We start from the raw sequence: 10,099 nt of genomic DNA, 5'->3' as shown, positions 1-10,099 counted from the left end.
GCGCCGTTGACCAGCGGGGCGTAGGCGACGTACGAGTGGCCGGTGACCCATCCGACGTCGGCGGTGCACCAGAACACGTCCGTGTCCGGGTGCAGGTCGAAGACCGCCTTGTGCGTGTACGCGGTCTGGGTGAGGTACCCGCCGGTGGTGTGCAGGATGCCCTTGGGCTTGCCCGTGGTCCCGGAGGTGTACAGGATGAACAGCGGGTGTTCGGCGTCATGCCCGACGGCGGTGTGCTCACCGGAGGCGACGCCGACCGTGTCCTCCCACCACTGGTCCCGGCCCTCGTGCCAGTCCACCGGCTGGCCGTTGCGCTTGACCACCACGACGTTCCGGACCGAATGTCCCTCTTTGGACAGGGCCTGGTCCACGGCCGGCTTGAGCGGGCTGGGCTTCCCGCGCCGGTAGGTGCCGTCGGCGGTGACCACGAGCTTGGCCTCGGCGTCATCGATCCGGGAGCGCAGGGCATCGGCGGAGAACCCGCCGAACACCACCGAGTGCACGGCCCCGATCCGGGCACAGGCCAGCATCGTGATCACGGCCTCGGGAATCATGGGCAGGTACACGGCCACCCGGTCACCCTTGGCCACACCGAGCGACTCGAAAGCGTTGGCGGCCTTCTTCACCTCGTCGGTCAGCTGCGCGTAGGTGTAGGAGCGGGTGTCGCCCGGTTCGCCCTCGAAATGGATGGCCACCCGGTCCCCGAGCCCGTTCTCCACGTGCCGGTCCAGGGCGTTGTACGCGGCATTGACTTGCCCGCCGACGAACCACTTCGCGAACGGCGGGTTGGACCAGTCCAGGGCTTCGGTGAAGTCCGTGTCCCAGTCCAGCAGTTCCCGGGCTTGCTTCGCCCAGAACGCGGGACGGTCCGCATTGGCTTCCGCATAGACTTCGGCGCCGACTACCGCGTTGGCCGCGAACTCAGGGGTGGGCGCGAACTTCCGGTTTTCGTGGAGAAGGTTTTCGAGGGCGTCGCCGTTGCCTGCCCCGTCGGATCCGGGTGCAGCGGTGGTCGTCGATCCATTGGCGTCCTGGGACATGTGAACCTCATCATTCATCGATCTCTGCCGCGCGGTTGTCCCGTGTCGGGGCCGCCCCACGCGCCAATCGTGCACGGCGTTGGGCTGCGGCGCCTCACGGGATTCCGCAAAGAGCTTTTCCGGAACCCACCTTAGCGTTTTGAGCCGACAACAAGTGTCTGCGGTCACAATCCGGACCGTGAGCGGCCGGTGATTCGCGCCGAACGGTGCTGAAGGCTTTCGCTTGGCTCCCAAGGCGGGGAATATTACGGCGCGGCGTGCCTGCCTCCGCGCCGATGCCAACTAGTGGACTGTCAGATGCGTGGCATAGGCTGAAGAGGTCTCGAGACGCGAGAACTTGCCGCCCGGTCCGGCCCGGAAATTACTGGGTGCAGCCTTGGGCGGCGGCGTCCGGAACACCGCCGTACTAAGGAGATTTGCACATGAACCAGACGAGCCAAGGTCCGAAATACGGTGCACTCGCGCCCGGGTCGGCCCCCGAAGCAGCAGCTGGATCCGGGGCGCCAGAGCCCGGCAGCGTGACCTCCCCGAAGTACCAGGCCGTGCTGGGTCCGTTCACTATCCGGGACCTGACCGTTTTCGGCTCCACCTTGGTGATGTTTGTGGGGTCCCTCCTGCCGATGTTTGGCGGGCGCTATAACTTGTGGAACCTCGACAACCTTTTCTTCCTGGCACTCGGGATCATTCTTCCCCTCGTCGTTACCGCCTTGTTCGTTGCCCGGCGCCTGCAGCCGGGGAACATCGTGAGGATCGGTTCCCTTTCGACCGACCAGTTCGCTTCCGTCGTGGCGTCGTTCGCCCTGACCCTGTTCTTCCTGTCCGCAGCAGGCGCGTTTACCGTCTTCGTGCTCGTCGGACTTATCGGCTCAGTAAGTCTTCTGGCCGCGACGGTCCTGGCTCCCCACTTGCCGTTCCTCCGCGACGATTTCCAGGACCGTGCAGAACAGCCAGCTCACGTTGTGGCCCGGGAATCGACCGTTCCAACCCGCAAGCCTGCGGTGCCGAAGCCGGTCAAGCCCAAGCCGGAGCCTGCCAGCCCGGCACCGGCCAGCTTGGCAGCAGAGGAGATCCCCGCCGCTGCCGCGCCGGCACCCGCAGCACCTGCCGCAGCCGCGCCTGTCGCTGCCCCGGAAACGGCCGCTGCGGCCACCAACGAACCTGTCCCTGAACCCGCAGCCACCGAAGCCGCAGCCGTCGCGCCTGCCGGGCCGGCCGCCGTCGTACCCGCCGAGGCTGCAGTTGCCGACCGCGGGCGGGAGGTGCACGCGCCGACGCCCGAGGAGCCCAAGCACCTGCCTACTGCCACCATGGCTACGCCCATCGTCGGCGGTCCGCACGCAGGCTCGGGACCGGCCACCCAGCACATCGGCACGGTCGATCAGCCCCGGGTTCACGAGCCCATCGGCGCCACCGTCGATCCAGCCACGCGAACGGACGAATCCGGCCACGCCTCCGGGTACGAGGCATTCTGGTTCGCCGTGGCCCATCCCCGCGTCGTTGTCGACGAGCACACCGGCATGCCCGCCTTCACCATCGAACCGGGCGCGTGGGTCCTGGCCCTCGAAGACCGCGGCGCGGAATTCCTCGTGCAGGATACTGACGGCAGTGTGGGCGTCCTGCGCGATCTCAGCCACATCGAACGCGGCTAGCCTGGCCCGCCGTGGACACCGTCGTCGAAACCCCGCTGGCTTTGAAGCGGCGTGCGCGCAAGATCAACAAGGCGCTTGCTGAGCTCTATCCCTACGCCCACGCTGAGCTTGATTTCCGGAACCCGTTCGAGTTGGTCGTGGCCACGGTGCTGTCCGCCCAGACCACCGATGTGCTGGTCAACCAGGTCACCAAGATCCTGTTCGCGCGCTATCCGGATGCCCGGAGCATGGCCGAGGCCGAGCTTGCCGAGCTGGAGGCGATCCTGCAGCCCACCGGCTTCTTCCGTGCCAAGGCGAAGAACGTCCTGGCGCTCAGCACGCGTTTGGTGGACGAGTTCGACGGCGAGGTTCCCGGCCGGCTGGAAGACCTGGTGACACTGCCCGGCGTCGGGCGCAAAACGGCGAATGTGGTGCTTGGCAACGCGTTCGGCGTCCCGGGAATCACCGTAGACACGCATTTTGGCAGGCTCGCGCGCAGGTTTGGCTGGACGACGTCCGAGGACCCGGTGAAGATCGAGTTCGATGTCGCCGAGCTGTTCGAGCCCAAGGACTGGACCATGCTGTCCCACCGCGTTGTTTTCCACGGCCGCAGGGTTTGCCACGCGCGCAGGCCGGCGTGCGGAGCGTGTGCAGTGGCCAACTGGTGCCCGAGTTACGGTGAAGGCGAAAAGGATCCCGTCAAAGCAGCCAAGTTGCTCAAATACGAACTGGCGCCCGGCAACGAAGCGCTTCTCGAAAAATTGCTTGCCGAGACCCACCGCGCGGCGGAGATTCGCATGGAATCGCAAAGGAGGCCGGCATGACGGCGCTCGAGGATCTCGTCAGCCTCATCACCAGGATCGATTCGGGCCTCCATCCCGGCCCTGATCCACGGATTGCCGCTGCAACCGTCGATCCGGACAAGGCACGGAAAGCGGCCGTGCTCATGCTCTTCGGCGTCTTGGACGACGTCCCCGCCCAATCCGGGAAACCAGTGGCCCCCGCGGACTTGGACGTCTTGCTGCTGGAGCGCGCCCACACCCTGGACGACCATCCCGGGCAGGTGGCGTTCCCCGGCGGCAGCATCGATCCCGGGGATGAGTCCGCCGTCGCGGCAGCCCTCCGGGAAGCGGTGGAGGAGACAGGCCTGGACAGCGGTGGCGTCCAGGTGCTGGGTGTCATGCCGGAACTCGGCCTGATCCGCAGCAATTTTGTGGTCACGCCGGTCTTGGCGTGGTGGGCGTCGCCGTCGCCCGTGAGGGTGGTGGACTACGCCGAATCCGCCCAGGTGTTCCGCGTACCGGTGCGTGATCTCCTGGATCCCGACAATCGATACACCGGGACGCTCACGCGGCTCGGCCGGACTTTCTCGAGCCCGGTCTTCCAAGTCAACGGGCTCGTGGTCTGGGGTTTCACCGGGATGGTGCTCAGCGGTTTGTTCGACGCTTTGGGCTGGACGGTTCCGTGGGACACGGAGCGCGTGCTTGAGATCGAGATCTAGCCTCTAGCAATGTGCCTTGCGCAGGCAGACCGCTCGCCCGCCACTGGCTCCGGCTATGCCGCGCGCCGGACGGTTTTTGAGCGATCCACGACGATGCCCGTGGCGGCATTTTCGCGCACGGCGTTGATGCCGTCCACTACGGCTTTCAGGTGTTTGAACTGTGGCGATTCCGCCACCAAGGTTCCATCGGCGGCCGTCAACCGAAACCGGTAGCCGTCTTCGCCGTCTTTGAGAATTTCGAATCGTCCAGCCATTTTGCTGTTCCCCCTTGGATACTGCCCGCACAGTGACTTGCGCAGTGAGTGCGTCTTTGCACTGTGGCGCCCCTCACGTCGAACGCCACAAGACGAGACTATCGAGAAGGAAGGGGCGTGCTGAAGTTACTTTGGGGTACATTACTTGCCCGGGTCATGCCGGGTTCATTTCCGCCATATGACTCGCTTTCGGGGCCGCCGGCGGTTATGGTTCCGGGCTTCAAAAGATCAGTGCGCGCCGTGGCGCCGGCACCGGATATTCGGCGATTGCCATCCGGAACTCTTCCTCCGCGCTGAGTCGCCGCCGGGCCTCCATCGATTCCAGCCTCTGGGCATCTTCCGCGTCGACGCCGGGGTTTTTCGCCAGTTCCCTGATCCATTCGCCGGCCACGACAGCGTCATGTTGCTCACCCAACAACCGCTGCAGGGCGATCGCCGGTTGGATCACGCCCGAAGCGTGATGGCTGAAGGCGTCCGCAACTGCCTCCACTGAGTAACGGAGGCACTTGACGTCTTTGCGCGCCTGGTGGAGTGCGGCGTTACGGACCTCCGGGTCGTTGCTGCCTGCCTGCTCCGCGAGGCTGTGCTGCAGCCGCTCCCACCGGCCTTGGAGGCGCTCCGCGAGGTCCGCCGTCGGGTGCTTGTATTCCCTTGCGGTGGGCACTTCCAACAGGGCTGCCCTTGCGGCCCGCACCGTGCGTTTGCTGCGCTTGTGCCCACCCAGGGCAGCGGCCAGCCGGGCGCTGGACGCTTCCAGTTCCTCCACGGCCTGGCGCACGGTCCCGGGGTTTTTCCACGAGTCCTTGGTGTCCAGGGACAGCCGTATCCTTTGCGCCAGGACATAAGCGTCCCTGGACTCGCCGAGCGAAGTTGCGAGCCAACTGACTTCCTCGCGGGCGGTCCGGGGGAGTTTGGGAATCATGCCGCGATAACAGCTAAGCACTGAACGGAGCCGGCGAAGGGCGAGCCTGGCGTTGTGTACGGCTTCCGGATCGGCCGCTGCAACCAGCGGCAATTGTCCTTCCAGAGCGGTCAGTTGGAAGGCGATGTATGCAGCCAGCGGTGCGTGGCCTTTGTGTCCCACGGGGCAATCGTCCTCTGCTGTCGGGCGCGGGGCAATAGCGCCGATTACTTCGCTTTGTCGTAGGAATCGACGACGGCGACGCTCACCGGAAATTCCACCGGAACCCGCCCGAACAGCAGTTCCTTCGCTGCGGCTGCGGCCTCTTCGATGGCCTTGATGCACGCTTCCACCGACTCTGCAGGCGCGTGGACCATGACTTCGTCGTGCAGGAAGAACACGAGTTCCCCGGCAGGCAGGCCGTCGGCACGCGCGGTGCGCAACCGCCGTCGAAGTTCGGCAAGCCAGCACGACGCCCAGTCCGCCGCGGAACCCTGCACCACGAAGTTCCGCGTGAAACGGCCCCGCGAGCGGGCGATGCTGTCCGCACGACGCTGCTCTTCCGCCGTCGTGGATTGTTGGCTGCGGATCCAGCGTTCCGACGGCGGCGGGCTGCTGCGCCCCAACCTTGAGGTCACGGTGCGGCCGCCTTCGCCCTCGCGGGCTGCCTGTTCCACGAAGCCGACTGCCCGGGGATAGGTCCGGGTCAACTGTGGCATGAGGCGCCCGGATTCGCCCGTGGTGGCACCGTAAATTGCGCCCAGCAGGGCGATCTTGGCCTTCGAACGGTCGCCGCCGAAACCCTGCGCGGCGATACCGGCGTACAAGTCCTTGTCCCGGGCAGCCTCGGCCATCTTCGAGTCCTGCGCGAGCGCCACCAGAACCCGGGGTTCGAGCTGGGAGGCGTCCGCGACGATCAATTTGTGCCCCGGGTCGGCATGCACCGCGCCCCGGATCTGGCGGGGGATCTGCAACGCCCCGCCTCCCCTGGACGCCCAACGACCGGAAACCACGCCCCCCACCACGTACTCGGGGCGGAACCGCCCGTCGCTCACCCACGCGTCCAGCCACGACCAGCCGTTGGCAGCGAACAAACGGGAGAGCTTCTTGTACTCCAGCAGTGGCTCGATGGCAGGATGCTTCGATTCCTTGAGTTCCCACTGGCGGGTGGTTTTTACTTCGATCCCGTTCCGATGGAGTGCACGCATGAGGTCCTGGGGTGAATCCGGATTCAGCTTCGGAGAGTGGAGAATCCCGCGAAGCTCGTTGCAGAGAGCTTCGAGCCTGGCCGGCCGATGGCCGGCGGGTGGGCGGGGACCCAAGTGGCCTTCCAGGATTTCTTCGTGCAGCGCCTCCTGCCACGGCACACCTGTGAACTGCATTTCGGCGGCGATCATGGCACCGGCGGATTCCGCAGCCAGCAGCAGTTTCAATCGGTGCTGCCGGCCTTCTTCCTTGGAAGCCTGGCCGAGCGCATGTTGCTGGGCCGCGAATTCGGCCCGGATCTCGTCCAGGCTTGGCTGGATGCTGCGCGGGACCAGGTCCTCGAACAGGGCGTCCTGCTCGGCGGGCGGCGGGGGAGGCTGGAGGACCCGCGGCGGAACCGGCATTTCGTCGTCTTGCGTGAGCTTCTCCGCGCTGCGGGCATAGTCCGTGTGGGCCGTGAACTCAGAATGCACCAGAATGGCGCGGCAGAGTGTGAGGTCGTGGCAACGCTCCAGTTCCACCCCGGCCTGGAGCATCGCCGGGTACCAATCCTGCGTCCGGTTCCAGACCCAGCGCGGACGGCTCTTCTCCAACCCGCTGACGACGACGGCGAGATCCGCCTTTCGGACCGCGCGCGGCTCCGCCACGGCTACTCCGGCAGCGTTGATTTCCTGAATGGCTGCGCCGTCTGGATGGGCGGCGAGCAGCAGGTACATGCTGACAATTCTGCCCTGTGATTCCGTGGAATCTTGCACCTTGCGGACAGTTGCCGTCCGCAAGCTTGTGGCCTGGGTAGTGCGGCGTCCGGGGCGATGCTGTCCGGGGTGCAGCGTCCGGGGCGATGCAGTCCGAACGCGGACCCGTCCCCCACAGGGGTCGTTGTGGCTGCTTTGTCCACATACGCCGATACGGGCCTTCAATGCCCGCGGTGAAACGGAAAGAGTGGCTTCATGAGCGGGCAACATCTTGAGCGGAACCACAGACCCGGCGGAAGCCGGGCTGCCGCTGACGGCGCGCGCGGTTCGACTGTACTTCAACGTGGCCACCCCCTTCCCGGAAGATCCGGTCCACGGTCCGGGACGAAGCCAGATCGGGACTCCGGGGAGCCGTGGCTTCCCGCCAGTTCCGGCGATGTCCTTCTGGTGACGGGGAACGTCCGGCTACAAGCAGAAACCGAAAGGATCGCGGCCGCTGTCGGCGCCAGTCTCCGGACAACGATGGATCTATCGGCAGCCTTCCCCATGTGGGATACGGCGAGGATGGTGCTTCTTGGCAGCGATATCCGCGACCTTCCGCCCCGTCGTCGTGCACCTTCCGTCTTGCTGGGCCTCAACGGTGAAGGGGACTCGTTGTGGCATTTGGGAGCGGCCCTGGGGGCCGAACGTGTGGCCGTGTTGCCGGAAGCCGCAGCCTGGCTGGCGGAGCACCTCGGTAGCTCGGATGATCCAGACCCCGGAGGGTTGGTGCTCGGCGTGACAGGAGGATGCGGCGGTGCGGGTGCGTCCACGGCTGCGGTCTGGCTGGCGCAGGAAGCGGCCGTCCACGGAATCCGGACGCTGCTGGTTGATGGCGATTCGCGCGGAGGAGGCCTTGAGCTTTGCCTGGCAGCTGAAGATGCGCCAGGACTGCGCTGGCCCGATCTCGCCGATGCCAGCGGCAGCATCGGTACCGGGCAGCTAAGCGACTCATTGCCCATCGCCGGAGGATTCTCCTTCCTTTCCTGGCCGGGCAGCCGCGACCGCCCTCTGGACGTGGAGCCCGGGGCCGTCGCGGCCGTCCTTGATGCGGCGAGGCGGGGATATGAGCTGATCATTGTCGACATCGGCCGCGGAACGGAATCGCTTGGCAGCTTTGCCTGGGACTGCGACAGGATTCTTCTCCTGGCACCGGCCCAACTCCGCGCAGCCGTCGCCGCGGCCAGGCTTCTCCAGGAGCTGCCGCCGGTGGACACAGCCTTGGTGGTCCGTGGAAATGCCGGTGCTGCCCTGGACGGACCGCTCATAGCCGAGTCACTGGGACTGCCCCTTCATGGCTTGCTCCCCGAGCTCCGCGGCACCGCCGCGGCCGCTGAGCTCGGACGCCTTCTGGAATTCGGCAAGCGCAAGGCCGTGCGTCGCTTTGCGGAATCCGTACTTCAACTACTCGACGACGGCGCAGTATGAGTGCCCCTGGGTTTCCAAACGGCGAGCGCCGTCGCAACACGCGTCTCCTCGACGCCGCACTCCTTGAAAGCGTCCGGGAAACCGTCATGGCCGACGCCGGTCCAGTGACTCCGTCACGCGTGGCAGCGGCCGTCCATGCCACGGGCAGGCTACTCGGGACCGCGGGGGCGCTCGCCGCCGTCGAATCCATCAGCGCCGAACTGAGCGGACTTGGACCTCTCCAACAGCTCGCCCGCGATGCCTCAGTGACGGACATCTTCGTGAATGGCCCGGACTCGGTGTGGTTCGACCGCGGCAAGGGGCTGGAGCGGGCGCAGGTGCACTTCGACGGCGAACCTCAAATCCGTGCCTTGGCCTCCCGGCTCGTGGCGGCCGGTGGACGCCGTTTGGACGACAGCTCGCCGTGCGTCGATGTCCGCCTGGACGGCGGATACCGGGTGCACGCAGTGTTGCCTCCGATTTCCACCGCCGGAACTTTGTTGTCCGTTCGGATTCGGCGCGAGGAGGTTTTCTCGATCGACGAGTTGCGTGCGGGAGGCATGTTCGGGGCACCGGTCCAGCAGGTGTTGCAGGCCATGGTTGATCGCAGGCTGAGCTTCCTGATCAGCGGTGCCACCGGTTCCGGAAAGACCACATTGCTGTCCACGATGCTCGGCTTGAGCAGCCCGCATGATCGGCTCGTCCTGATTGAGGACGCCTCGGAGCTGAACCCGGTGCACCCGCACGTGGTTTCCCTTGAGTCCAGGCACGGGAACCTTGAAGGCGGTGGCGCTCTCGATCTTGGCGAACTCGTTCGGCAAGCACTGCGGATGCGGCCGGACCGGTTGGTCGTGGGTGAGTGCCGGGGCGCGGAAGTCCGTGAGCTGTTGACGGCACTCAATACCGGCCACACGGGAGGCAGCGGCACAATCCACGCAAACACCGCCTCCGCCGTCCCGGCCAGGCTCGTGGCGTTGGGCGCGCTTGCAGGCTTGAGCCGGGAAGCCGTTCAACTGCAGCTTTCAACGGCATTGGACGCAGTGGTCCACGTCGAGCGGACACCGGCCGGCAGAAGAATTTCCTGCATTGGATTGTTGGCGGTGGGCGCGTCCGCCCCATCGATCGTGCCTGCCGTGGAAATGCGGGCGGGTGTTGCTGTCCCTGGTCCCGCTTGGGGGGACCTCGCAGATCGCCTTGAACTGGACCCTGGGCTCCTGCCCGGGCCCCTGCCCGGCTCGCAACGACCGATCTCGCGCCCGGATCACCTTGGAGCTGTCGCGTGAGCGGATTCCTCATTCTCGTCCTGGCGGCCGCTGCATGGGTTTTCTTCCAACCGTCCCGGCGACTTGGCAAACGGGTAGTGCGTGCCCTGCCTCGTGCTCCCTTGCATGGGGCTGGGGCTGGCGCTGGCGCTGGGGCTGTGGCAGG

The 10,099-nt window shown here is 66.1% G+C and carries 10 protein-coding genes; 6 read left to right on the top strand and 4 right to left on the bottom strand.

What is annotated here, in order from left to right; all coding sequences use genetic code 11:
- Window positions 1–1,040, bottom strand: a 1,040-nt coding sequence (locus AC3WJM_RS22620; protein WP_492273016.1) for an AMP-binding protein, incomplete at its 3' end; no start/stop codon positions are given.
- 422 nt (window positions 1,041–1,462) lie between these two features.
- On the opposite strand from AC3WJM_RS22620, the gene AC3WJM_RS22615 reads away from it, so the two are divergent.
- Genes AC3WJM_RS22615 through AC3WJM_RS22605 form a run of 3 tightly spaced genes read left to right on the top strand, consistent with a single transcriptional unit; the run spans window position 1,463 to window position 4,169 of the window.
- Window positions 1,463–2,689, top strand: coding sequence for a hypothetical protein (locus AC3WJM_RS22615; protein WP_492273015.1), 1,227 nt, complete (start codon window positions 1,463–1,465; stop codon window positions 2,687–2,689).
- 11 nt (window positions 2,690–2,700) lie between these two features.
- The gene (nth, locus tag AC3WJM_RS22610; RefSeq protein WP_306959252.1) at window positions 2,701–3,492 is read left to right on the top strand and encodes an endonuclease III; all 792 of its coding nucleotides are present in this window, start codon (window positions 2,701–2,703) and stop codon (window positions 3,490–3,492) included.
- Window positions 3,489–4,169: an NUDIX hydrolase gene (locus tag AC3WJM_RS22605; protein ID WP_059389496.1), complete on the top strand. Its 681-nt coding sequence runs from the start codon at window positions 3,489–3,491 to the stop codon at window positions 4,167–4,169. Before nth ends, AC3WJM_RS22605 begins: the two co-directional genes overlap by 4 nt.
- Before the next feature lie 53 nt (window positions 4,170–4,222).
- Here the strand turns inward: AC3WJM_RS22605 and AC3WJM_RS22600 are convergent, their stop codons facing one another.
- From AC3WJM_RS22600 to AC3WJM_RS22590, 3 genes are all read right to left on the bottom strand, one after another.
- Window positions 4,223–4,423, bottom strand: coding sequence for a YegP family protein (locus tag AC3WJM_RS22600; protein ID WP_492273014.1), 201 nt, complete (start codon window positions 4,421–4,423; stop codon window positions 4,223–4,225).
- A gap of 220 nt (window positions 4,424–4,643) precedes the next feature.
- Complete coding sequence (locus tag AC3WJM_RS22595) at window positions 4,644–5,507, bottom strand: CHAD domain-containing protein (protein WP_492273013.1); 864 nt, start codon at window positions 5,505–5,507, stop codon at window positions 4,644–4,646.
- 44 nt (window positions 5,508–5,551) lie between these two features.
- Window positions 5,552–7,246, bottom strand: coding sequence for a bifunctional 3'-5' exonuclease/DNA polymerase (locus AC3WJM_RS22590; RefSeq protein ID WP_492273012.1), 1,695 nt, complete (start codon window positions 7,244–7,246; stop codon window positions 5,552–5,554).
- 250 nt (window positions 7,247–7,496) lie between these two features.
- On the opposite strand from AC3WJM_RS22590, the gene AC3WJM_RS22585 reads away from it, so the two are divergent.
- From AC3WJM_RS22585 to AC3WJM_RS22575, 3 genes are read left to right on the top strand one after another with little or no spacing between them, the layout of a single operon-like run.
- Window positions 7,497–7,676, top strand: coding sequence for a hypothetical protein (locus AC3WJM_RS22585; RefSeq protein ID WP_492273011.1), 180 nt, complete (start codon window positions 7,497–7,499; stop codon window positions 7,674–7,676).
- Window positions 7,673–8,692: a septum site-determining protein Ssd gene (ssd, locus tag AC3WJM_RS22580; RefSeq protein ID WP_306959344.1), complete on the top strand. Its 1,020-nt coding sequence runs from the start codon at window positions 7,673–7,675 to the stop codon at window positions 8,690–8,692. Before AC3WJM_RS22585 ends, ssd begins: the two co-directional genes overlap by 4 nt.
- A complete protein-coding gene (locus tag AC3WJM_RS22575) occupies window positions 8,689–9,954 on the top strand; it encodes a TadA family conjugal transfer-associated ATPase (RefSeq protein WP_307054531.1) in 1,266 nt (421 codons plus the stop codon). Before ssd ends, AC3WJM_RS22575 begins: the two co-directional genes overlap by 4 nt.
- Window positions 9,955–10,099: the final 145 nt, after the last annotated feature.

The organism is Arthrobacter sp. FW306-1B-G06A, from assembly GCF_058781765.1.
Note: the sequence above shows the minus strand (reverse complement) of the source record. Positions and strands in the feature narration are given on the sequence as shown.

Bases quoted from the DNA above. Each gene is read 5' to 3' on its own strand.
- AC3WJM_RS22605 (WP_059389496.1), top strand. From the start codon at position 3,489: ATGACGGCGCTCGAGGATCTCGTCAGCCTCATCACCAGGATCGATTCG.
- AC3WJM_RS22615 (WP_492273015.1), top strand. From the start codon at position 1,463: ATGAACCAGACGAGCCAAGGTCCGAAATACGGTGCACTCGCGCCCGGG.
- AC3WJM_RS22590 (WP_492273012.1), bottom strand. From the start codon at position 7,246: ATGTACCTGCTGCTCGCCGCCCATCCAGACGGCGCAGCCATTCAGGAA.
- AC3WJM_RS22600 (WP_492273014.1), bottom strand. From the start codon at position 4,423: ATGGCTGGACGATTCGAAATTCTCAAAGACGGCGAAGACGGCTACCGG.
- AC3WJM_RS22575 (WP_307054531.1), top strand. From the start codon at position 8,689: ATGAGTGCCCCTGGGTTTCCAAACGGCGAGCGCCGTCGCAACACGCGT.